General features: G+C 56.8%; 22 protein-coding genes and 2 tRNA genes. 13 read left to right on the top strand and 11 right to left on the bottom strand.

Annotation, left to right across the window (positions count from 1 at the left end):
* The 4 genes from ACR0AW_RS05060 to ACR0AW_RS05045 are packed head-to-tail and all read left to right on the top strand — an operon-like array spanning window position 1 to window position 4,880.
* Window positions 1-1,026 carry an ABC transporter substrate-binding protein gene (locus tag ACR0AW_RS05060; RefSeq protein ID WP_170733432.1) on the top strand — a complete coding sequence of 342 codons (1,026 nt, stop codon included), beginning with the start codon at window positions 1-3 and terminating at the stop codon, window positions 1,024-1,026.
* Window positions 1,027-3,240 carry an ABC transporter permease gene (locus ACR0AW_RS05055; protein ID WP_170733431.1) on the top strand — a complete coding sequence of 738 codons (2,214 nt, stop codon included), beginning with the start codon at window positions 1,027-1,029 and terminating at the stop codon, window positions 3,238-3,240.
* Window positions 3,241-3,251: 11 nt separating this feature from the next.
* Window positions 3,252-4,313: an ABC transporter ATP-binding protein gene (locus ACR0AW_RS05050; protein WP_170597896.1), complete on the top strand. Its 1,062-nt coding sequence runs from the start codon at window positions 3,252-3,254 to the stop codon at window positions 4,311-4,313.
* On the top strand, window positions 4,314-4,880 hold the full coding sequence (locus ACR0AW_RS05045) for a histidine phosphatase family protein (RefSeq protein WP_170565768.1): 567 nt from the start codon (window positions 4,314-4,316) through the stop codon (window positions 4,878-4,880).
* 4 nt (window positions 4,881-4,884) lie between these two features.
* On the opposite strand, the gene ACR0AW_RS05040 is transcribed toward ACR0AW_RS05045, so the two are convergent.
* The 7 genes from ACR0AW_RS05040 to ACR0AW_RS05010 form a co-directional block, all read right to left on the bottom strand.
* Complete coding sequence (locus ACR0AW_RS05040) at window positions 4,885-5,676, bottom strand: inositol monophosphatase family protein (RefSeq protein WP_170733430.1); 792 nt, start codon at window positions 5,674-5,676, stop codon at window positions 4,885-4,887.
* Window positions 5,677-5,890: 214 nt separating this feature from the next.
* Window positions 5,891-5,965: transfer RNA gene (locus tag ACR0AW_RS05035), tRNA-Glu, on the bottom strand.
* A gap of 22 nt (window positions 5,966-5,987) precedes the next feature.
* Window positions 5,988-6,062, bottom strand: a tRNA-Glu gene (locus ACR0AW_RS05030).
* 109 nt (window positions 6,063-6,171) lie between these two features.
* On the bottom strand, window positions 6,172-7,914 hold the full coding sequence (gene recJ / locus ACR0AW_RS05025; RefSeq protein ID WP_170733429.1) for a single-stranded-DNA-specific exonuclease RecJ: 1,743 nt from the start codon (window positions 7,912-7,914) through the stop codon (window positions 6,172-6,174).
* Window positions 7,915-8,004: 90 nt separating this feature from the next.
* Window positions 8,005-8,988: a class II fructose-bisphosphatase gene (glpX, locus tag ACR0AW_RS05020; RefSeq protein ID WP_170422349.1), complete on the bottom strand. Its 984-nt coding sequence runs from the start codon at window positions 8,986-8,988 to the stop codon at window positions 8,005-8,007.
* 71 nt (window positions 8,989-9,059) lie between these two features.
* Window positions 9,060-10,346 (bottom strand): homoserine dehydrogenase, encoded by a 1,287-nt coding sequence (locus ACR0AW_RS05015; RefSeq protein WP_170733428.1) that lies wholly within the window; start codon window positions 10,344-10,346, stop codon window positions 9,060-9,062.
* Window positions 10,347-10,474: 128 nt separating this feature from the next.
* The gene (locus ACR0AW_RS05010; RefSeq protein ID WP_170396262.1) at window positions 10,475-10,723 is read right to left on the bottom strand and encodes a hypothetical protein; all 249 of its coding nucleotides are present in this window, start codon (window positions 10,721-10,723) and stop codon (window positions 10,475-10,477) included.
* Window positions 10,724-10,823: 100 nt separating this feature from the next.
* Between ACR0AW_RS05010 and ACR0AW_RS05005 the strand changes: the two genes are divergently transcribed.
* Window positions 10,824-11,411: a TetR/AcrR family transcriptional regulator gene (locus ACR0AW_RS05005; RefSeq protein WP_170422345.1), complete on the top strand. Its 588-nt coding sequence runs from the start codon at window positions 10,824-10,826 to the stop codon at window positions 11,409-11,411.
* Window positions 11,412-11,418: 7 nt separating this feature from the next.
* Here the strand turns inward: ACR0AW_RS05005 and ACR0AW_RS05000 are convergent, their stop codons facing one another.
* Window positions 11,419-12,330 (bottom strand): pirin family protein, encoded by a 912-nt coding sequence (locus tag ACR0AW_RS05000; protein WP_170733427.1) that lies wholly within the window; start codon window positions 12,328-12,330, stop codon window positions 11,419-11,421.
* Window positions 12,331-12,489: 159 nt separating this feature from the next.
* On the opposite strand from ACR0AW_RS05000, the gene ACR0AW_RS04995 reads away from it, so the two are divergent.
* The gene (locus ACR0AW_RS04995) at window positions 12,490-12,960 is read left to right on the top strand and encodes a hypothetical protein (RefSeq protein WP_170422341.1); all 471 of its coding nucleotides are present in this window, start codon (window positions 12,490-12,492) and stop codon (window positions 12,958-12,960) included.
* On the opposite strand, the gene ACR0AW_RS04990 is transcribed toward ACR0AW_RS04995, so the two are convergent.
* The 3 genes from ACR0AW_RS04990 to ACR0AW_RS04980 are packed head-to-tail and all read right to left on the bottom strand — an operon-like array spanning window position 12,957 to window position 15,881.
* Window positions 12,957-13,553: a hypothetical protein gene (locus ACR0AW_RS04990; protein ID WP_170733426.1), complete on the bottom strand. Its 597-nt coding sequence runs from the start codon at window positions 13,551-13,553 to the stop codon at window positions 12,957-12,959. The two genes, ACR0AW_RS04995 and ACR0AW_RS04990, sit on opposite strands and share 4 nt — an antisense overlap.
* A complete protein-coding gene (locus tag ACR0AW_RS04985; RefSeq protein WP_170512803.1) occupies window positions 13,540-14,157 on the bottom strand; it encodes a hypothetical protein in 618 nt (205 codons plus the stop codon). The genes ACR0AW_RS04990 and ACR0AW_RS04985 overlap by 14 nt, the downstream gene beginning before the upstream one ends.
* Window positions 14,154-15,881 (bottom strand): Tad domain-containing protein, encoded by a 1,728-nt coding sequence (locus ACR0AW_RS04980; protein ID WP_480438700.1) that lies wholly within the window; start codon window positions 15,879-15,881, stop codon window positions 14,154-14,156. Before ACR0AW_RS04980 ends, ACR0AW_RS04985 begins: the two co-directional genes overlap by 4 nt.
* Window positions 15,882-16,010: 129 nt before the next feature.
* On the opposite strand from ACR0AW_RS04980, the gene ACR0AW_RS04975 reads away from it, so the two are divergent.
* The 7 genes from ACR0AW_RS04975 to ACR0AW_RS04945 all read left to right on the top strand — a co-directional run bounded on the left by ACR0AW_RS04975 (window position 16,011) and on the right by ACR0AW_RS04945 (window position 23,231).
* Window positions 16,011-16,319 carry a hypothetical protein gene (locus tag ACR0AW_RS04975; RefSeq protein WP_170512807.1) on the top strand — a complete coding sequence of 103 codons (309 nt, stop codon included), beginning with the start codon at window positions 16,011-16,013 and terminating at the stop codon, window positions 16,317-16,319.
* The gene (locus ACR0AW_RS04970) at window positions 16,306-17,736 is read left to right on the top strand and encodes a Glu/Leu/Phe/Val family dehydrogenase (RefSeq protein WP_170733425.1); all 1,431 of its coding nucleotides are present in this window, start codon (window positions 16,306-16,308) and stop codon (window positions 17,734-17,736) included. Before ACR0AW_RS04975 ends, ACR0AW_RS04970 begins: the two co-directional genes overlap by 14 nt.
* Window positions 17,737-17,822: 86 nt before the next feature.
* Window positions 17,823-18,056 carry a hypothetical protein gene (locus ACR0AW_RS04965; RefSeq protein WP_170733424.1) on the top strand — a complete coding sequence of 78 codons (234 nt, stop codon included), beginning with the start codon at window positions 17,823-17,825 and terminating at the stop codon, window positions 18,054-18,056.
* A gap of 134 nt (window positions 18,057-18,190) precedes the next feature.
* A complete protein-coding gene (locus tag ACR0AW_RS04960; protein WP_170733423.1) occupies window positions 18,191-19,444 on the top strand; it encodes a sarcosine oxidase subunit beta family protein in 1,254 nt (417 codons plus the stop codon).
* A 55-nt stretch (window positions 19,445-19,499) separates the two neighbouring features.
* On the top strand, window positions 19,500-19,763 hold the full coding sequence (locus ACR0AW_RS04955) for a sarcosine oxidase subunit delta (protein ID WP_170396281.1): 264 nt from the start codon (window positions 19,500-19,502) through the stop codon (window positions 19,761-19,763).
* The gene (locus tag ACR0AW_RS04950; protein WP_170733422.1) at window positions 19,760-22,693 is read left to right on the top strand and encodes a sarcosine oxidase subunit alpha family protein; all 2,934 of its coding nucleotides are present in this window, start codon (window positions 19,760-19,762) and stop codon (window positions 22,691-22,693) included. Before ACR0AW_RS04955 ends, ACR0AW_RS04950 begins: the two co-directional genes overlap by 4 nt.
* Window positions 22,686-23,231, top strand: a complete 546-nt coding sequence (locus ACR0AW_RS04945; protein WP_170733421.1) for a sarcosine oxidase subunit gamma family protein — start codon at window positions 22,686-22,688, stop codon at window positions 23,229-23,231. Before ACR0AW_RS04950 ends, ACR0AW_RS04945 begins: the two co-directional genes overlap by 8 nt.
* Window positions 23,232-23,255 lie beyond the last annotated feature (24 nt).

Below are 23,255 nucleotides of genomic sequence, written 5' to 3'. Positions count from 1 at the left end.
ATGAAGAAATTTACATCCACAACGTTGGGATCGCTTATTGCCCTTGCCGCATCGATGTCAGCGGCACAGGCTGACAAGTTGACACTTTATTGTTCTGCGCAAGAGGATTGGTGCCAGCTTATGGCGCGCAGTTTCGAAGATGCGACTGGCATTGACGTCAATATGACCCGTAAATCCTCAGGTGAGACATTTGCTCAGATCCGTGCAGAAAGCTCCAACCCCAAGGGTGATGTCTGGTGGGGCGGAACGGGTGATCCGCATCTGCAGGCCGCAGAAGAGGGCTTGACGATGGAATACATGTCGCCGATGCGTGACCAGCTTCATGATTGGGCGATTTCTCAGGCGGAAAGCGCTGGTAACAAGACCATCGGCATCTATTCAGGTGCGCTTGGTTACGGCTACAATGCCGATCTTGTCGCCGCGAACAACCTTCCCGAACCTGCTTGCTGGAAGGACCTTCTGAAGCCCGAGTACAAGGGGCACGTTCAGATGGCGAACCCGAACTCATCAGGTACGGCCTACACGACTCTGGCCTCGATGGTGCAAATCTTCGGCGAGGACGAAGGATTTGAGTTCATGAAGGGGCTACATTCGAACATCAACCAATACACCAAATCGGGCTCGGCACCGATCAAGGCTGCTGGTCGAGGCGAGAATACAATTGGTATCGTTTTCATGCATGACGCAGTAAAGCAGGCGGTATCGGGTTTCCCGATCAAAGTCGTCGCGCCATGTGAAGGTACTGGTTACGAAATCGGTTCGATGTCGATCATCGAAGGCGCGCGCAACGAAGAAGAGGCCAAGAAGTTCTATGACTGGGCGTTGTCGCCCGATGCGCAGAACCTCGCCCTTCAGGTAAATGCCTTCCAAGTGCCGTCAAACAAAGGTGCTGAAACTTCGGAAAGCGCGCCTGACATGAGCCAGATCAAGCTGATCGACTATGACTTCAAGAAATACGGCTCGTCGGATGAGCGCAAGCGCTTGCTGCAGAAATGGGACGAAGAGGTTTCGGTACTGCCGCAGTAAATGACTGACGACACGACAAAAACGACCCATCCGGTTCTGATCTTCTGGGTCATCGCCGGGTGGGTCGGATTCTGCCTGCTGCCGTGGTACATGGTTGACGGTGGCCTGTGGTCGTTCGAGTGGCTGCTGGACGGCTACCCTTTCGACGAAGATTATGCGCCTGCTGCCTTTCTAATCGGGCAGGGTGAAAAGCTGTGGCTTGCTCCGCTTCTTATTGCACTCCTGCTGCCACTTCTGGTGTTAAGACGCGCCAAATCAGATCCGCTTTATGCCCGAATTTTGATCCTGTCAGGGGCGCTGGGCTTCGGCTGGCTGATCGCACAAGGGTTCAGCATCGGAATCCGAGGCTACAACTTCGACTGGCTCGAAACCCTGTTTGGCGAGCTCGGTGATCGGCAGTTCGGCATGGGCTATGGCGCGATGATCTGCGCGTCGAGTTTTCTGTTCCTTCTGACCCAGGGTGTCGCCGCACGTGGGGCGATTAACGGAGACGTCTTCGTGGTCAGCGCCATCGGTGGTGTGATCACCATCGTCACCGCGTTTGTATTCTTTCCTATCGCCAAGATGCTGTTCGCTGCCTTTGTGACGGAAGAGGGCGCGTACTCCATCGCAGTGTTCTTCTCGAAATTCTTTGACGACCGGCTTTGGGGGCTGGGATGTTTCTGGGGCGCACGATGCGGGGCGGCATGGAACTCACTGTTTCTGGCCATCCTCGTCGGCTTCATCACCACTGCGCTCGGCTTGTGCTTTGCGCTTGTCGTGACCCGCTCGGGCTTTCGGTACAAGCGCGCGTTGCGCGCACTGACGGTTCTGCCGATTATCACGCCACCGTTCGTGATCGGCCTAGCGCTGATCCTGCTGTTTGGATTGTCGGGTTCAGTAACGCAGTTCTTTGCCGAATTGTTCGGCACCCAACCCACTCGCTGGCTGTATGGCATGCCGGGTGTTCTGATTGCGCAGACGTTGGCATTTACACCCATCGCCTTCCTTGTACTGATTGGCGTCGTTGAAGGGGTGTCTCCCTCGATGGAAGAAGCGGCACAGACACTGCGCGCCAGCAGGTGGCAGACGTTCAAAACTGTGTCCCTGCCGTTGATGCGCCCGGGCCTTGCTAATGCTTTCCTTCTGGGCTTCATCGAAAGCATGGCCGATTTCGGCAACCCACTTGTGCTAGGTGGCAATTTCGATGTGCTGTCGACCGAGATTTTCTTTGCAATTGTTGGTGCGCAATATGATCAAGGCCGCGCTGCGGTTCTGGCCATGGTGCTTCTGTTCTTCACGCTTTCAGCCTTCTACGCGCAGCGAGCCTGGCTGGGTAAGAAAAGCTACACCACAGTCACGGGCAAAGGTGACGCTGGCGTACATCCATTGATGCCAACCGGCCTTTCCATCCCGGTGCTAACCGTCGCCCTTGGCTGGGCGGTGTTTACCATCGTCGTCTACGCCATGATCGTCTACGGCAGTGTGGTCGAGCTGTGGGGGGTCAATAATTCCCTGACGTTCAAGCACTACGTCACTGCCTTCTCGGTTCGGTTCGAGGCGGAAGGAATTCGCTGGACAGGGGCCGCATGGGACAGTTTCTGGACCACCATAACAATCGCCGCAATCGCCGCGCCGCTTACGGCTGCAGTTGGGCTCGTGACGGCCTATCTACTAACCCGGCAGAGTTTCGCAGGCAAAGACGCTTTTGAGTTCGGCACCATGCTGTCCTTTGCCATCCCCGGTACCGTGATCGGTGTCAGCTACATTCTCGCCTTCAACGTGCCACCGATCGAGATCACGGGCACGGGTGTCATCCTTGTTGTCAGCTTCATCTTCCGCAACATGCCGGTCGGTGTCCGGGCCGGCATCGCCAGCATGTCGCAACTGGATCGCAGCCTGGACGAATCCTCGCTGACGCTGGGCGCAAATTCCTGGCAGACTTTCCGCCGGATCATCCTGCCTCTGCTACGCCCGGCAATTCTTGCCGCCCTTGTCTACAGTTTCGTGCGGGCCATGACGGCGATTTCGGCGGTGATTTTTCTGGTCAGCGCGGAATATGACATGGCGACCAGCTATATCATCGGGCGGGTCGAGAATAACGACTATGGTCTCGCCATCGCCTATTCCACCACACTGATCTTTGTGATGCTGTCAGTGGTTGCCCTGATGCAGTTGATCGTGGGCCGGACCAAGATCGGGCGACGAATGACGCAGTCGCGGACCAATGTTTAGGAGAGTTTGACATGAGCCTGCAGTCCAAAGCCGCGCCGGTTCGGTTCGAGTCCGTGACAAAGATGTTTGGCAAGGATGTCGTTGCCGTAGACAACATTAACCTGCATGTCGAAGCCGGAAAGCTGGTCACGCTGTTGGGCCCGTCGGGCTGCGGCAAGACGACGACGCTGAGGATGATCGCAGGGCTCGAAATGGCCACCTCGGGAAAGATCACCATCGGGGATCGCGATGTGACCAAACTGCCCGCGACGGACCGCGACGTATCCATGGTGTTCCAGTCCTACGCGCTGTTTCCTCATATGAGCGTGCTTGAGAACGTGATGTATGGCCTCACGTTCTCGGGTCTTGCTAAAGACGAGGCCCGCCGCCGCGCTTTGGACGGTTTAGAGCTGGTTGGACTGAAAGGTTTTGACGGCCGCCTCCCGTCAGAACTGTCTGGTGGCCAACAGCAGCGCGTCGCTGTAGCGCGGGCTTTGGTGTTGGAACCACAGGTGCTGTTGTTTGATGAACCGCTTTCTAACCTCGACGCGAAATTACGCCGCCAGGTGCGCGAGGACATCCGGGCCATTCAGCAAGACCTTGGCCTGACCGTCGTCTACGTGACACACGATCAGGAAGAGGCTCTGGCGGTGTCCGACGAAATCGTCGTGATGCGGAATGCCGCGATTGCCCAGATTGGCACGCCCCGCCAGCTTTACGACGCCCCAAATGATCGCTTTGTTGCTGATTTTATTGGTGAGGCAAATCTGCTTGCCTGCCAGATCATCTCGGTCGACGGCGACATGGCCACCATCGAGATCGAAGGCTACCGCCATACCTTGGCATCCCGTGGCTTGACCGAAGGGCCTGCGACCGTCGCCATCCGGCCTTCTCGACTTGTGATTGGAGCCGCGCAAGGGGTTGCAGCGACCGTCTCCAAAGCCACCTATGTGGGTGTCCGAATGGAGTACACTCTGACTGGTGCGTTCGGCCAGGTCTTTGCAGTCCATGACGATGTCGATGCGCCGCTAGAGCCGGGTACAGAAGTACAGATGGCCTTCGCCGAGAAAGGTCCGGTGCTTTTGCCCGAATAGATGCCCTGTCTTCTAATCATCACGCACCCCGAGGTCATCATTGACCCGAACACCCCCATTCAGGACTGGGGGCTTAGCGCGGTAGGCCGCCGCCGCGCTGCGGCCTTCGCAACCAGCGGAATTTTTGCAGAAGTTACCCACCTATGGGCCAGCACCGAGCAAAAGGCCCGCGAGACGGCCGACATCCTGGCTGCGCCCCGAAGCCTGCGGATAAAACAAGATGCCGCACTTGGCGAGAATGATCGAAGCGCCACCGGTTTTTTGCCGCGTGACCGGTTCGAAGCTGCCGCTGACGCATTCTTTGCCCACCCCAACACCAGTTTTCGCGGCTGGGAAACTGCCGCTGCCGCCCAGCGGCGGATAAACCAAGCAGTAACTTCAATTATCGAAACGCATGATGGCAGTGACCTCGCCATCGTTACCCATGGGGCCGTCGGGACCCTTCTGTGGTGCTCCTTGTCGGGCCGCCCCATTGATCGGAGGTATGATCAGCCCGGGCAAGGCCATTATTGGCAAGCCGATCTAACGGACCTTAAACCGCTGAGCGGATGGCGCTCAATCGACTAGATTGTCAGGCCTGCCATGCGTTCTCAGAGATTTCACGCAAAGTATCAAACACATCCGGAGTACCAGCGATCACCCGACCGCCGTTGCGGATCATTACACCTGCGTCCTGATCTTCAACCACGCCGCCTGCTTCCGCGATCATCAATTGACCAGCCAGACAATCCCAGGCGTTCATATGTTCTTCGACATAGCCAAGCAGCCGGCCCGCTGCGACATAGGCCAGTGACAGCGCGCCACTGGCGTTTCTGTGAAACATGGCCCCACGCTCGATCAGGTTCGCGACGATTGGAACAATGTTACGGTTATCCACCCGGTTCGAATAACCCACTGCCACCGTTCCTTGATGCAGCGCAACACCCGAAGCGACCCTCATTGGCGCATCATTCAGTGTTGCCCCGCCTCCGCGCGAGGCTACGAAGGTCTCATTGATATTTGGGTCATGGATCACACCGATCTCCGTATTTTCCTCAGCGACGCCCGCCAGAACGATGGTCCAGGCCGGAATGCCATTGACGAAATTCGTGGTGCCATCAATTGGATCGATCACCCAGTCAAATCCGCTTGAGCCTTGTGTTTCACCATGCTCTTCGCCAAATATGCCATCGTTGGGCAAAGCCTCGGCGATCCTCTGGCGGATGAAGGTTTCGACATTCCGGTCTGCCTCGCTGACCCAATCCTGTGCGCCTTTTTGATCGACGATCAAACCGCCCCGGTCGGAGAAATATCTGGAGGCGATTGTGCCAGCTTCCTTGCAGATCGCGATCGCGAAGTCTTTGCGTTCTTTGAGGTAATCCATTGGGAATCCAAATCATATCTGTTGTTGGCCAAAACTGTGCAGGCTTGGTGATGGAATGGCAAATACCAAATGCTGGTGAACTCGGTCCGGGGCAGCCATTTACAGGCGTGCCTTCAACCGCATTTCGCGTCTTCAAAACGGGGCGCGCAGGTTTCGTGCTAAACACGATGCTGTAAGAATACGTCGCCGGGAACGATTTTAGCATTGAAGAAAATGGTAGCCCGTAGGGGAATCGAACCCCTCTTTCCAGGTTGAAAACCTGGCGTCCTAACCGATAGACGAACGGGCCATTTAGACCAGACAAGCACAAGTGGTAGCCCGTAGGGGAATCGAACCCCTCTTTCCAGGTTGAAAACCTGGCGTCCTAACCGATAGACGAACGGGCCACGCTGGCTTGTGGAGGGCCTTTTACGGTTTACCTTCCCCCCCCGCAAGACGAAAAACGCAAGGCTGTGAAACTTTTTTGGCCGTTCCTGAGCGGCGTTGAAACGGTTGTCAGACAGCTTCTGCCGCGTCTTCCAGCCGCAGCTGCACGCTCTGTCGTCCGCCCCAGGTATTCACCTCAAGCCGACCCGCGAAATGGAACCGCGCACCGCCGTGATTAGACAGGCGATCCCCCAACGGACCGTCGAACGCGCCAAAGGCGATGGCATCCAGTCCGCCAGACATTCCATCCGAAAGTGACAGCTTCAAATGTGTTTCGCCCACGCGTTTAGCAAAGCGCACTTGCAGATCAGGCAGCGCATAGCGCGGGGCAGGGGCACCGGCCCCGAAAGGACCCGCTTTCTCTACCTGTTCGATCAGATCGACTGTCGCGGCCCCGGGCATCAGCGCCCCGTCCAGTTTCAAGTCGCCGGGACCGCCTTGGCCTGCACCTTGTTTGGCCAGAAGCTCGGACAGGCGCGACATTGCAGGCTCCAACTGATCACGCATCACCGTCAGACCGGCCGCCATCTTGTGGCCACCCCCCTTGACCAGCAGCCCATCGGCAGCCAGTCGCTGGATCGACGCGCCCAGATCAACGCCCGAGATCGACCTGCCTGAACCTTTGCCCTCATCCCCGTCGAACCCGATCACGATAGCGGGCCGGTTTGCCGACTCTTTCAGTCGCGATGCAACGATACCTACCACGCCGGGATGCCAACCTTCGCCTGCAGCCCAGACCAGCGGCCCATCCAACCCACGGTCCTCGGCTTGCGCCAAAGCCGCCGCGCGGACCGCGTTTTCGATCTCGCGCCGTTCCGAATTCAGGGCATCCAGCCGCTCGGATAAGGCTTTGGCCTCAGTGATCGAGTCCGTGCTCAGCAGCCGCGCGCCAAGATCAGCCTGCCCAATGCGACCGCCTGCATTGACGCGCGGCCCCAGAAGAAACCCCAGATGATAGCTATTGGGCGCGGTATCCATGCGCGCCACGTCTGACAACGCGACCAAACCAGGCCTTTGCCTTTGGGTCATCACTTTCAGGCCCTGTCGAACCAGCGCCCGGTTAGCGTCGATCAACGGCGCAACGTCCGCCACCGTGGCCAGCGCCACCAGATCGAGCATTGCCATCAGATCCGGCCCCTTGGCCCCGGCCTCACGCAACTGACGACCCGCCTCGACCAGCATCAGGAACACCACCGCAGCAGCGCAGAGATAGCCCAGATCGCCGCTTTCGTCCTGTCGGTTCGGGTTCACCACGGCGACGCAATCCGGCAGGGTTTCTGCACCCAAATGGTGATCCAAAACGATCACATCCGCACCCTTCGCCGCCGCGATAGGTTCGTGGCTCAGCGTTCCGCAATCCACGCAGATGATCAGGTCATGGCTAGCCGCCAGTTCCTGCATTGCAGGCACATTTGGCCCATAGCCTTCATCAATCCGGTCGGGCACATAAAGCGTCGCGGTAAGCCCCATCTGGCGCAGCCACACCAACAACAACGCAGCCGAACTGCCCCCGTCCACATCATAGTCAGCAAACACTGCGATCTTTTGGCGCTTGCGCACAGCCTGTAGAAACCGGGCCGCAGCGACGTCCATATCTTTCATCGATCGCGGGTCGGGCAGCAGTTCCTTCAACTTAGGTTCCAGGAAACCGGCGGCCTCCATCACCGGAACACCACGCCGTGCCAAAACCTGACAGACGGCGCGAGGCAGATCTGTCTGCTGCGCCATCATTTCTGCTGACCGCTCGACCTCAATCCCCGGTCCGATCCAGCGTCGCCCCGTCAGAGATTGCTCTACGCCCAGAAATGCCACATCTCACCTCATGCACTAAGGCCGGACCCCTGCGGATCCGGCCTCTTGGTCTTTTATGAATACTCTTGCTGAAGGCGCTGGCGCAAGCCGCTATGCTTCGTTGTGTGGCCACATCGGCGTGCGGTAGGACATCCGCCGCACCGAGCCCGTTTTTGATCGCATGAGCAGCGTCGTTGTTTCAACCCAACCCGGTTCCCGCTTGATGCGCGGCAGCAGTGAACCTCCGGTGACCCCAGTAGCGGCAAAGATTACATCCGCCGTTACCATCTCGTCGCGCGCATAAACACGGTCCAGATCTGTGATGCCCGCCTTGGCCGCCCGGCCACGTTCGTCGTCATTACGGAACAACAGGCGGCCAAAGATCTGACCGCCCATGCATTTCAGCGCGGCTGCGGCAAGCACACCCTCGGGCGCACCACCTTGACCCATATACATGTCGATGCCGGTCACTTCGCTTTCGGCGCAATGCATCACACCTGCGACGTCGCCATCTGTGATCAGGCGGATCGACGCACCGGTATCGCGGACTTCAGCAATCATCGCTTCGTGGCGGGGACGCTCCAATATGCATACGGTAATATCCGCAGGCTCACAGCCTTTGGCCTTGGCCAGCGCTTCAACTCGCTCGCGCGGGCTCATGTCCAAGCTTACGACACCTTCGGGAAAGCCCGGACCAATGGCCAGTTTGTCCATGTATACGTCCGGAGCGTGTAGCATTGAGCCGCGCGGGCCCATGGCAATGACGGTCAGCGCGTTGGGCATATCCTTGGCGGTCAGGGTTGTGCCTTCAAGCGGGTCCAGCGCAATGTCTACGCCCGGGCCGTTACCAGTGCCAACCTCTTCGCCGATATAGAGCATTGGCGCTTCATCACGCTCGCCCTCACCAATGACAACGACACCCTCAATGTCCAGAAGGTTCAGTTGTTCACGCATAGCGTTGACGGCAGCCTGATCGGCAGCTTTCTCATCACCCCGGCCAACCAGAGAGGCGGACGCCAGCGCGGCCTGTTCTGCCACCCGTGCAAGGCCCAGAGACAGCAGGCGGTCGTTGAAATCGATCTTGGCAGCGTTCATCTTCGCATATCCTTTGGTCAGCTAAGGCGTTTTATCCGGCATAGCCTGCGCGCAGCATAGGCCGCAAGGGGTCAGACTTGTTCGATACGCAGGGCGACGGGTTCTCCGGCCACCACATCGGTGGCGCGCAGGCCATCCAGTGCATGGTCCAGCGTCGCCCGCGTGGTTTTGTGGGTCACGATCAGCACGGGCGCTGTGCTTTCTGTGTGCCCATACTGCCGCATCCGGTCGATCGAGACTCCAGCATCGCCCAGAATCGCCGCGACCTTTGCCAGAGCGCCGGGTTTGTCCAGAAGACCGAGCCGCAGATAGTAGGGTGCAGGTAAGCCAGTAACGGCGGAGGCAGCGTCTTGCAGGGTCGTCGCGGGGCGGCCAAATGTCGGTATATGCAAGCCTCGCGCCAGATCGCAAACGTCGCCCATCACCGCGCTGGCAGTGGGACCTTCACCGGCACCGGGCCCGCGCAGAACGATCTGATCAACCGCATCCCCATCCAGCACAACCATGTTGGTCCCGCCTTCCAACTGACCTAGCGGAGAATTGCTCGGCACTAGACAGGGTTGCATCCGCTGTTCCAGTCCGCGCGCCGTTCGCTGTGCTACACCCAACAGCTTGATGCGATACCCCATGTCGTGGGCCTGATGGATGTCATCGAGGCTAATATGCTGAATGCCCTCGATCTCGATCCCGTCGAAATTCGGCTTGGTGCCAAAGGCAATCGAAGACAGCAGCGCCAGTTTGTGCGCCGCGTCGATGCCGCCAACATCCAGATTAGGATCAGCTTCAAGATAGCCAAGCTGCGCGCATTCCTCGAACAGGGCGTTATAGCCCAACTCCTGCGATTGCATCCGGGTCAGAATATAGTTGCAGGTACCGTTCATGACGCCCATGACACGCGTGATCTCGTTACCCGCCAGTCCTTCGGTCAGAGATTTGATTACCGGGATACCACCCGCGACAGCCGCTTCGAAGCGAATTACACGCCCTACGGCTTCGGCCAATTCCGCCAATTCCTGCCCGTGAATCGCCAGCAGCGCCTTGTTTGCGGTGACGACATCCTTGCCACTGGTCAGCGCCGCCTCGACCGAAGCTTTCGCGGGGCCGTTCTCCCCGCCCATCAGTTCGACAAAAACATCGATGTCTTCGCGTTTGGCTAATGCAACGGGATCGGTTTCCCATGCATAATCCGAGAGGTTTACGCCACGGTCCTTGCTGGCATCACGGGCCGAAACTGCGGTGATCTCGATGCGACGCCCGGTGCGGGCGTGCAACAAATCGGCATGACGACGCACAATTTTGACCACACCCACGCCAACGGTTCCCAATCCGGCAATTCCAAGCCTCAGCGCCTGTGTCATTCCCTTGGGTCCTTTCTGCTCGCAATACCGCCCGCGATGGCGAAGTGTCCTTTGCGGGCTGCCTTAGCGGGTTCGAGGCAGGGGTGCAATCCGTCTAATCTTTTGGAGCTAGTGGCGTGGCCGAAATCCTAGTTAATCTCGGCATTCTGCAGCGCTTCGGCCTTTTCCGCCAACGCTTCGCTGCGTGCTGTCAGGTCTTCTTCTACCTCTTCCGCTTCGCTGATTGGATCGGTCGGAGGGCCGAGGGCGGGATCTAAAGCAATAAGCTTGGGGTAGGGTGCCTTGCGCAATGCGGCGGTTTCGCTGCCTTCCAACTCAGGGATATTTGCGCAGCCGGCGGTGGCCAGCACAAAGAGAATGGGCAGCAAAAGCTTCATCGTAGTCCTTCGGGTCGCAGCGTGTATCCCGTGATGCACGTTTTGTCGGAATGGTTCAAGCGGGGTTCTATCTGAACGTCTGTTCAGATACGATCGAAGCATGGCGCGTACACAAGGTTCTCATTCCGATATCACCGGCCCCCGTATTCGCGAGGCCGCACTGGGGCTGTTTGCCCGTCATGGCTATGCTGCGGTTTCAATGCGGCAGATCGCAGGCGAGGTGGGGGTGCAGGCTGGGGCACTCTATAATTACACGCCCGACAAGCAGAGCCTGCTGTTTCGGCTGATGCGCGATCACATGCAGGATCTGATGGCCGCCTATGACGATCTCGACCGGTTTGATAATCCACAAGATGCGTTGCGTCAGTTTGTCGGGTTCCACATCCGTTTTCACCTGCAGCGTCCCGACGAGGTGTTCATCGCTTACATGGAGCTGCGCAATCTGAACCCCGAAAATTTTGCCGAAATCGAGGCCCTGCGCCGCCGTTACGAGGACTCGTTAGAGCATATTCTGCGTAACGGGCAGCAATCGGGTCAATTTTCGGTCACCGATACTAAGATCGCCACATTAGCGGTGATTGCCATGCTGAATGGTGTGATCACTTGGTATCGCAGCGGTGGCCGCCTGTCGCTGGATGAGGTCGAGCAGGTGTACTGGGACATGGTCCGCAAAGCGGTTACCGCCTGACCAGCCCTTAGTGGGCCGGGCGGATGAACGTTCCGTTCCGCAATTCCCGAAACGCTTGCTGCAATTCTGCCTGCGTGTTCATTACGATCGGGCCATGCCACGCAACGGGTTCATCGATCGGAGCGCCCGAGATCAAAAGAAACCGTACACCTTCGGGCCCGGCCTGAACCGTGATTTCATCTCCGGTTCCGAACCGAACCAACGTCCTGTCGCCTGACATGTCGCGGATGTTGACCTCTTGCCCGGCAACTTCTTTTTCCAAAAGAACACCGGTTGGCTGAGACGCATCAGCAAAGGCAGCACTGCCTTCAAAGATATAGGCGAAGGCCCGGCGGTATGTGTCGATCGGAATGGTTTTTTTCACCCCTGCCGGTATGCTGATATCCAGGTATTGCGGATCGGCAGCGATACCGTCCACTGGGCCCGTACGTCCCCAGAATGTACCGACAATCACACGGACCTTTGTCCCATCATCATCGATGATTTCCGGAATATCAGTGCTTTGAACGTCCTGATAGCGCGGGGTGGCCATTTTCTGATCTGATGGCAGATTGCCCCACAGCTGGAACCCATGCATCTGACCGCTGGCCGACCCCTTGGGCATTTCCTGATGTAGGATACCCGACCCGGCGGTCATCCACTGGACATCTCCGGCACCCAGCGTGCCGCTATTGCCCAGCGAGTCGCTGTGTTCGACTGTGCCGGACAGGACATAAGTGATCGTTTCGATGCCCCGATGCGGATGCCACGGAAAACCGGCCATATAGTCCAATGGGTTGTCATTCCGGAAATCATCGAACAGCAGAAACGGGTCCAGTTCCGACGGGTCCTGAAACCCGAACGCCCGGTGCAATTTGACGCCCGCGCCTTCCATTGTCGGGACCGCCTTGCGGAATTCCAAAGTTGGTCTGAGTGACATAAAAGCCTCCTGATCCTTTGACCGGAACTTATGCGTCGGCCTGAGGCAGTCAATTTGCGCAGGAACACTGAAGCTGTGCGAAGATGCTCAGACAGGTGACGCGGTGCTGTCCTTTGCGTATCAAAGCGGTTAAAGCGGGCGGACAATCAGGAGAACAATATGCAAGAAGAAGTGCTGGCTACGGTCGCGGCCTCGGCACCGCGGCGCTGGACTGGGGTAGGGATGCTGGTCACGGTCGGGGCGTTGGTTATTTACGTCGCGTTGGCATCGCCGCCTGAGTTTGGCTGGCAGGTCTTCTTACTGGTTTCCGGGGCAGCCGCGTTCTGGTTGGCCCGTCGCATGTGGTACGCGACCGAAGACAGGATCGAGCTGACCCAATCCCAATTGCGCACAGGCTCGGGGCAGGTGATCTGCAATATCGAGGATGTCGAAGGCGTAGACCGGGGCGTGTTCGCATTTAAGCCATCAAATGGCTTCTTGGTAATCACTCATGCACGAAGCTCAAACCAGTGGGCGCCCGGTCTTTGGTGGCGTGTCGGACGAAGGATTGGCATAGGCGGCATGACAGCCGCCGCCGAGACCAAATACATGTCGGAAATGCTGTCGGCGATGCTTGCTGAAAAGAGTTAGACACCCAAGCAAGCAGGGTCGGTATTGACGATCTGGTCGAAAACACGCGGGTGTGTGAAGACCAGATTATCCATTTCAAAGTCAGCAAATTTGAATGCCATCTGGAATGGCGCTTTATATGTATTGCTGGTTTCGACCAGGATCATTGAGCCGTTATCAGGCATTACCGGAAGCCGTTGTTTGATTTTCACGATCTCTGCGTCGGTCCATTTCTGATATCCAGTGCCCCGCACGCAGGACCATAGAACATCGTGGAGATCGTTATCACCATCATAGGTCAGATAGGTCACACGCATCGAGACCGGTGCTCTGGTATCAACCATGTTTTCCAGAAGGTCGTACATAGTGTTGATATACGCGGCGTTAACATCTTCAGCTTCGCGTGAGAGTACATCCGCAACTGCGTAGGCTCCTTTGATGTTGATCGCGCTTTGGCGATAGCTGTCATAATAGGTGTATGACGCAAACATTGACCAGAACAGCAGCGGCAATATCAGCATTGCCTCGACCGATAAGGCGCCGTCTTCTCGTTTGAGAAAGCGGTTCAGCAGTGCCTTGGGAAGGTTGCGATTCTCTTTGTTAATTCGAGGCATCGGCCACGTCCACTGTTGTGTCAGATGAATCGTCAGGATCAGCTGATGAACCACCAAATGGTTCATGAACAAATACGGTCGTCGCCTGCAGTTCCCATTGGCCGTCGTTGTCCTGCTTCGCAATGCCGCTCAGCATCGAAAGCCCAAAAACAGGTGAAACCTCAAGACAGGCGCGGATAATCATAAGCTCATTTGAAGTCCCTTGTTCAAAAACAACTTCGTCCGGCTTACGAATTGTCTCCGGAGTGTCGACGCAATAGGGGGTTGGATCCAACTGATTGCCGACACGCGGATCAATGGACTTCATCTCGAGCGCAAGGTTTTCCGAGCAATTGGTTATCAGCGCTTCGTCACAGATCATTTTCTTCAGCAGCGCGTGATCCCATTCATCTTCCCCGTCAGGAAGGCGATTAAGCCGAACCTCCCGAATTGTCATATCCAGAGATCGTTCAAGATCGGCATGGTGGAAGGACTGCAATCCCAGATCCATGCCTGAATAAGCGACATACAGGAAGAATGGAAACCAGAAGATAAACTCGATAGACGAGTTTCCATCCTCATTCTTTCGAAATCTCCGAAGCCGATTCCGCAGTGTCTTTGTCATTGGGTCAGCCTCAGGTTTTGAATGGAGGTGCTGATTGAATCGAAGACGCGTTCAATCTGATTGCCGGTCGCTTCATAGTAACGGGCAGGTTTGATCGCGCAGTCTTTCAGCATCTGCTTAACACCGTAGGGTGCCTCAAAAGCGATCGAGAAGATGATGACATTATCTTCTTCAGCTTCTTCGCAGAGATCTACAACATTTGGATTTTTGGTCGAAGGACCAATTTCGGTCGTGGAGTCAGCTGCAAATTCTTCGCCGCGATCCCAGCCATAAGCGTGACGCAACATATTCCGAATTGCGTATTTTTCAGTATGCGCCCAGACATCGGGCCATTCCAGTTCTACCGGATCGGAATCTGTTGAAAGCCCTTCGGAGTCCTCGCGTGTTTGCGATCGATCCATCGAATAGCAGGTGCCGTTGTAGTAATCCGTACAGCGGTAGCGCATATAAGTCCCATTGCCATGGGCATGATCTTGGTATTTGTCGCGGGTCCAGCGCCTGTACGAACTGTCCCGCACAGTTGTGGCGACATTAGGCCAAGCCCAGCGGTTATACTCTTCATCGTAGATAGAATACGTTTCGGCATCTTCATTCCAATAGATGTCCGAGGGGCCGTCATTATAAGGCGGATTCACTTTGTGCTGATAAGTGTTTTCGCCATCCGTCATCAGCACTAGAACCTTGAGGGTGTCCGTGGTTTTGTTAGGGGCTGGTCGAATTGCGAACGAGTCCGGAATTTCTGAACTGTCTGCAATCTGAGCGATCAGCGGTTGGATACTATCGTCAAGCAAAGTCAGACCCCACTTGAGGCCTACATCGATCGAAGTCCAGCCGCTTGCCACAAGATTCTGGATCTGACCTTTCAGAATGTCAGGATCATTCTGGATTACCGTCATCTCTCGCCGATCTGTGGTGGTTTCAAGACGGCACGTATTGCTGGTTACCAACGTGTCGTTGAACCTTTTGTCGCTGGAGCCATTATCCTTGAAATGAAGAGTTTGCGGGACATAATCCCCTTTTGTGATGATGTTTCCTTCGTCGTCCACGATGTCGTAATAGTTGAAATCGGTCGTTGTGTAGTCCGAAGCCTGGAAATCGATGCAATTGGCCCTTTCGTTAGCCCCGATCGTGTTCAAAGCATTCATAAGATAGTCAGGCACCGACACCTGTTCCGAGTAGGGCACGATTGAGATCGACAATCTACCATCCTCAGATTTCAGGATCATCTCATCGATAAAGTCCTCAGCGGCACTTTTGAGGTTGGTCAGCTTTGTCCCGCGCATCGAACCCGAGACGTCCAGAACCAATGAAATTTCGACGTTACCAATCGATTCTTCGGCGATGCTGGTGGCGGTTGTATCAATGTAATCGACGCCACTCCATTTCATGAAGTGTGTCTCAATGCTCATGTCGGCGCTGGCTTCGACTTTCCGTTTTCCTTCAAGTTCTGCAACCTGAGTCACGGTTCCGTCGTCGTTTGTCGTGCATGTCTCGGGCTCGACCTCGATATTTTTGATGATATTCGTATCGAAACCTTCTTTGCGAATGTAATCATTCACCACGACCCGTGGGCAAAGCTCTTGGTCCAGGTCAGCTGCGGCAAGGACCGCGCGGTCCAGTGCGTATTGTAGCCTTACCCTTTCGCGATCATACCGCATGACGTCGACCGCGAACCCGGCCACGGTGAAGACTATCACGATCAGGAAAAGGGCAAGGATCGTCATCGTGCCTTCTGTCGAAGAAACAAAGTGCCGCAAGTGCCGCGAACAACTGTTTTCGCGGCAGAGACGGTTGAATTGGGCCTTCAAATCAAACTTGCGCATAATTGGTTCCTCGGTCGATCAGACACACTGATGCCAGCACTTCGCAACTTTAATAATTTACTCACGGATCGTGGCGAGATTTGGGCGCAGTGGACACTATGCTGCTCGTTTTTAACGAGATTCAGCTTTATTCCCGGTGTTATTGGTGGTTTTGTTTCGCGCCTTTGGACAATCGCGCGGCTTTCGTTAACGCCCGACTCACCAATGGAGCTGAAAAGTAAAGTTCACAAACTGATGAAAATACGTGCAGTTACTGATTGCGGTATTTGGCAAGCAGTGCGACAAAAAGTCATGACGTATCTCGTCTACCGGCACGGAGGATTTTATGACCGGCATTAAAGAACCCAGCTTTCGTGAGAGTGTTGATTTGATGTTCAACAGAGCGGCGTCTCTGATGGATTTGCCGCCCGGGCTAGAAGAGAAGATACGGGTTTGTAATGCCACCTACACCGTTCGGTTCGGGGTTCGTCTGCGGGGGCAGATCCACACCTTTACCGGATATCGTTCGGTTCATTCGGAACATATGGAGCCGGTAAAGGGTGGCATTCGCTATGCCTTGGCGGTGAACCAGGATGAGGTCGAGGCGCTGGCTGCGCTGATGACGTATAAATGCGCTCTGGTCGAAGCGCCCTTTGGTGGCTCGAAGGGGGGGCTCTGCATTGATCCCCGCCAGTATGAAGAGCATGAGATGGAACAGATCACCCGTCGCTTCGCCTATGAGTTGGCAAAGCGCGATCTGATCAACCCCTCTCAGAACGTCCCTGCGCCCGACATGGGAACCGGTGAGCGTGAGATGGCATGGATGGCTGACCAATATGCGCGGATGAATACAACCGATATCAACGCGCGGGCTTGTGTGACGGGGAAACCTTTGAACGCCGGCGGCATCGCGGGCAGGGTTGAAGCGACCGGGCGTGGCATCCAATATGCTTTGCGCGAATTCTTCCGAAACCCGGAAGACGTCAAGAAGGCGAACATGTCAGGTTCGCTGGACGGGAAGCGCGTAGTGGTACAGGGCTTGGGTAACGTGGGCTATCACGCTGCCAAGTTCCTCAGCGAAGAAGACGGATCGCGTGTGGTCGGCATCATCGAATGGGATGGTGCACTGTATAATCCCGACGGCATTGACGTAGAAGCCGTGCGGCAATGGATCGTCAAGCATGGCGGTGTGAAAGACTATCCCGACGCCACGCATTCGGCCGAAGGTGGCGCGGTGCTTGAGGCAGAGTGTGACATCCTGATCCCGGCGGCGCTGGAGGGGGTAATCAACCTGTCCAACGCCGACCGGATCAAGGCCCCTCTGATCATCGAGGCCGCAAACGGCCCTGTGACTGCTGGCGCGGATGAGGTTTTGCGCAAGAAGGGTACCGTGATCATTCCGGACATGTATGCCAATGCGGGCGGTGTGACTGTGTCGTATTTTGAATGGGTGAAGAACCTGAGCCACATTCGCTTTGGCCGGATGCAGCGCCGTCAGGAAGAGGCGCGCCATGAGCTGATCGTCAGCGAGCTTGAGCGGTTGGATCGGTATCTGGGCGATGCCTGGACGATGTCACCGGACTTCAAGTCCAAATACCTCAAAGGTGCGGGTGAGCTTGAATTGGTGCGCTCGGGCCTCGATGACACGATGCGCATCGCCTATCAGTCGATGAGCGAGGTCTGGCATGATCGCGCGGATGTCGACGATCTGCGGACAGCGGCGTATATCGTGGCCATCGACCGCGTCTCGAAGAGCTATCGCGCCAAGGGGCTTTAAGGCCGAATTGCAAAGAAACGAGCCGGACCAGTTTCATTGGTCCGGTTTCCTCTGCTTTCTGTCTGTTTAGGAGAGGCAGCCAAGTGATGACCTTCGGGTTGGCTCGGCGGTCGGAGTTTTCCGGAAACCATTGCGACAATCTGCAGGTCTTTCTGGCCGCTTTTGTGGATTTAAAGCGTTTTAGTTTCGACTGGACGACGCCGGGGTTTCGCCCGGTCGTGTCGGAGAGAACCGCAGCTTTCCCGTCATGTTTTCAGTTCAATATGAGTTACGACCAGGCAGGTCGCTTGCAACGTTTCAGCAACGCTACTGAGTTTTAGAAAATTCGCGATTCACCCGCATTTCGTCGCCCACGGACAAGTCGATGTCGAAAACAAGGGTGGCATGAGATTGTGGCGTTGATACTGCTTGCCGGAGTTGGTTTGATGCCGACCAGAACCGCAGGGAGGTCTGAATGCGTTTTTCCGGCTTGAGAGTGCTAAAGGAAGGGTTGACCGGCAATAAGGGCTGGACGCCGCATTGGCGCGATCCCGAGCCGAAATCCGAATATGACATCGTCATCATTGGCGGCGGCGGTCATGGCCTGAGCACAGCCTATTATCTGGCCAAGGAACATGGTCTGACCAACATCGCAGTGCTTGAAAAAGGCTATATCGGCGGTGGCAATATCGGGCGCAATACCACTATTGTGCGCGCGAACTACTTTTTGCAGGGCAATTCCGAGTTCTACTCGCACTCATTGAAGCTGTGGGAGGGTCTGGAGGAGGACCTGAACTACAACGTCATGCATTCGCAACGCGGGATCATCAATCTGTTCCATTCGGACGGGCAGCGTGATGCCGCTGCACGCCGGGGCAACATGATGATCAGCCAGGGGGATGACGCCATCCTGCTGAACCGGGATCAGCTGCGCGAGATGCTGCCCTATCTCAACTACGACGACCTTCGGTTTCCATTGTACGGCGGGCTCTATCATCCACGCGGGGGAACAGCGCGCCATGATGCGGTGGCGTGGGGCTATGCGCGTGGCGCGGACCAGCGCGGCGTGGATTTGATCCAGAACTGCGAAGTGACCGGAATTGATATCGAGAACGGCGCGGTGCGCGGCGTTCAGACCTCGCGCGGGCTTATTCGGGCCAAGAAGGTGGCCATGGTTGTCGCGGGCCGTTCAGGGCAGGTGGCAGCGATGGCTGGAATGCGGTTACCGATTGAAAGCCACGTGTTGCAGGCCTTTGTGACCGAAGGTCTGAAGCCCTGCATCGATCATGTGGTGACCTTTGGCATGGGGCATTTCTATATCAGCCAGTCGGATAAGGGCGGTCTGGTCTTTGGCGGTGATCTGGATTTCTACGCCTCCTACGCGGCGCGCGGCAACCTGCCGACGGTGGAAAGCGTGATGGAGGCCGGGATGGCGCTGATGCCGATGATCGGCAAGGCGAGAGTGCTGCGGTCGTGGGGCGGGATCATGGATATGTCGCCCGATGGCTCTCCGATCATAGACCGGACGGATATCGACGGGCTCTATCTGAATTGCGGTTGGAACTATGGTGGGTTCAAGGCGGTTCCGGGTTCGGGGAATGTGTTTGCGCATCTGATTGCAACGGATCGGTATCATGAGAATGCCACCGGCTTCCAGTTGGATCGTTTCCGCACCGGGCGCGGGATTATCGATGAAGAGGGCAAGGGCTCTCAACACAATCTGCATTGAGGGTGGCGATGTTGGATTTGAGTATTTTCGAAAAGATGAAGAAGGGCGCGCGGCTATGAGGATCACCTGTCCATATTGCGGCGAGCGGGATCGGCGCGAATTCTACTATCGCGGGGCGGCAGTGGATCTGGACCGACCGGCCCCGGATGCCGGTGAGGCGGCTTGGGATGATTTTGTCTACCAACGGGAAAACCCGGCAGGGCCGACACGAGAGCTTTGGTATCACGAAGGCGGGTGCGGTGCATGGATCGTGGTCACACGAAACACGGTCACGCATGAGATGATCGACGCGCAGCCGGCATCGGAGGAGCGGGCATGAGAATCGATGGAAAGGGTCTTATCGATCGTACGCAGTCGATTCCGTTTGTTTTCGATGGTGCCAGCTATAGCGGCTATGCGGGCGACACCCTGACCTCAGCGCTTTTGGCGAATGGCGTACGACTGATGGGGCGTTCGTTCAAGTACCACCGGCCTAGGGGTGTGCTGAGCGCAGGCAGCGAAGAGCCGAATGCGCTGATGACCGTGGGGGCAGGCGCAGGACAAGAACCAAATATTCGCGCCACGATGCAAGAGATCTATCCGGGACTTGAGGCGCGCAGCCAGAATCGCTGGCCCAGCCTGAGTGTCGATTTGATGGGGATCAACGATCTGGCTTCCCCGTTTTTGGGCGCGGGTTTTTACTACAAAACCTTCATGTGGCCGAAAAGCTTCTGGGAAAAGCTATACGAGCCGATCATTCGACGTGCCGCCGGATTGGGAGCACTGTCGGGCGAAGACAATGCCGACAAGTACGAAAGCGCTTATGCCTTTTGCGATCTGCTGATTATCGGGGCAGGGCCTGCGGGGCTGATGGCCGCACTCGTTGCTGGTCGTGCCGGCGCGGACGTCATTCTGGCCGACGAAAACAGTCGCGTGGGTGGGCGTCTGCTGGCCGAGACCTATGAGGTCGACGGAAAACCGGGTCCCGATTGGGTTGACGAAGTGCTGGCCGAGTTGGCCGCGATGGACAATGTCCGCATCATGACCCGGACCACTATCGCAGGTGCCTATGACCAAGGTACCTTTGCGGCGTTGGAACGCGTTTTTCACCATACGGATCACCGCCCCAACGGGGCGCCGTTGGAAACCTATTGGCGGATCGTGGCCAAGCGGTCAGTTCTGGCGGCAGGCGCGCTGGAGCGCCCGGTCGCATTCCGCAACAATGATCGCCCGGGGATCATGACTGCTGGCGCGGTGCGGGCGTATCTAAACCGATGGGGTGTCAGCCCGGGCCGCAATGTGACGATCTTCGGAAATACTGACGATATCCATCGCACTGCTCGTGATTTGTTGGATGCTGGTGTCCATGTGGCGGCTGTGATCGATAGCCGCCATGACGCGCCCTTGTCTGACGATTACGAGGTTCTACGCGGGGCGCAAGTTTGTAACAGTTCGGGCCGTAAAGGGCTGGAGGCGATTACAGTGCGCCGTGCCAGTGGAGAAGAACGGATACACACGGATTGCCTTGCCATGACAGGGGGCTGGAATCCTTCGGTTCATCTAACGTGTCACATGAATAGCCGCCCGATCTGGAAGCGTGAGATCGAAGCCTTTGTGCCAACGCCAGGGGCCGTGCCGGGCATGGTGACAGCGGGTGCGTGCAACGGATCTTTCTCAACTACAGCCTGCCTTCGTGAAGGGATTGAGGCAGCCAAAGGCGTACTTGGCGATCTTGGCTACAAGGCCACGAAGACTGTGCCACCGCAGGCCGAGGATACGCCATACGAGATCACGCAGCTTTGGGCCGTTCCCGGCAAAGGGCGCGCGTGGCTGGATTTCCAGAACGATGTTACAGTGAAAGACGTCAAACAGGCCGCGACTGAGAACTTCCGGTCAGTCGAGCACATGAAGCGCTATACGACGCAAGGTATGGCGACGGATCAGGGCAAGAATTCGAACGTGGCGGCGTTGGCCATTCTAGCGGACGTCACCGGGCGCGCGATACCCGAAACCGGAACCACGACGTTCCGCCCTCCGTATTCTCCTGTCGCCATTGCCGCGCTGGGTGCTGGGGCTGAAGGCAAGGGTTTCAAGCCGCAACGCTTTATCACTTCGCACAAAGCGACCGTAGCGCGGAAAGCTCCGTTGGTTGAGGCCGGGTTGTGGTATCGCCCCAGCTATTTCCCAAAGGGTGGAGAAACCACGTGGCGGCAATCCTGTGACCGTGAGGTCAACATGGTGCGTCAGGCCGTCGGGGTGTGCGATGTCTCGACGCTTGGCAAGATTGACATACAGGGGCCGGATGCGGGGGCGTTTCTGGACTTCGTTTATACGAACATGTTCTCGACCCTCAAAGTTGGCCGAACGCGATATGGCCTGATGTTGCGTGAGGATGGATTCGTCATGGATGATGGCACCACCGCGCGGCTGGGAGAGACGCATTACCTAATGACCACCACCACGGCAGGTGCTGGCGATGTAATGAAGCATCTGGAATTCGTTCATCAGGGTCTACGCCCTGATCTGGATGTCTCGTTCAGCTCGGTCACCGAACAGTGGGCACAGTTTGCCGTTGCTGGGCCAAAATCGCGTGAATTGTTGAATGGTTTGCTGGACACACCTCTTGACGAAGAAAGTTGGCCCTTCATGGCTTGCGGATCGATCTCGGTGCTGGGTGTGCAGGGGCGTTTGTTCCGGATCTCGTTCTCGGGCGAGCATGCATATGAAATCGCCGTGCCTGCGCGCTATGGCGCGACCCTGTTCGATATTTTGACCGAGCGGGCTGAAGCGCTGGGCGGTGGTCTTTATGGGATGGAGGCACTGAACGTTCTTCGGATCGAAAAGGGCTTTATTACGCATTCCGAGATCCACGGACGGACAACTGCCTATGATATCGGCATGGGTCGGATGGTGTCGCAGAAGAAGGATTGCATCGGCAAAACGATGTCGCAACGTCCGGGCCTTGAAGAGCCGGGGCGCGAGCGGTTGGTCGGGCTCAAACCCATTGGCGAAAGCAAGGAATTGCTGGCGGGTGCGCATCTTTACCGGGAAGAGGCCGAGCCGGTGCGCATCAATGATCAGGGCTATCTGACCTCCGTGTGTTATTCCCCGACGCTGGAAACGATGTTGGGCTTGGGCTTCTTGGCGGACGGGCCTGAGAGGTATGGAGAAATCGTGAAAATGGTCGATCATCTGCGCGGCGTGACAACCCTGTGTGAAGTGGTGAACCCGGTTTTCTTTGACCCCGAAGGAGGGCGCGTCCGTGGATAATCTGACCGCCAAAACACCCTGCGACGGGTTGCTGCCTTTGACTATCGGCTCAGTAACGCTCAGCGAAGAGGATGTAGGGGCGATCCATTCGATCTCACCTTTCAAGGGTAAGCAAAAGGCGCTATCCGAAGCTTTGAAAGCAGCGCACGGGATGGCCTATCCATCGGCCAATCGCGCAACGGGTAAGGCTGGCGCGCGGGCGATCTGGTTCGGCCCGGCGCATGCGATGCTGATCGGGCCGTCTCCTGATGCGACCCTGACCGAGAATGCGGCCATTGTGGACCAATCAGATGCCTGGGCTGTGGTCCGGTTAGAGGGTGCTGATGTCGAAGACGTACTGGCGCGCGTAGTGCCTATTGATCTGCGTAAGGCGAACTTCAAGCGCGGCCACTCCGCCCGGACCCTGCTGTTCCACATGACCGCTTCGATCACGCGCGTTGGGGGGAACACGTTTCAGATCATGGTCTTCCGATCCATGGCTGAGACACTGGTTCACGATTTGAAAAGGGCGATGGAAGGCATCGCCGCGCGCGGGTAAGCTGCGCTGAAAGAAACGAATCTT

The organism is Ruegeria sp. C5 (assembly GCF_056537605.1).
The sequence above is the reverse complement of the archived record's forward strand: the minus strand, read 5'-3'. Positions and strand labels throughout refer to the sequence as shown.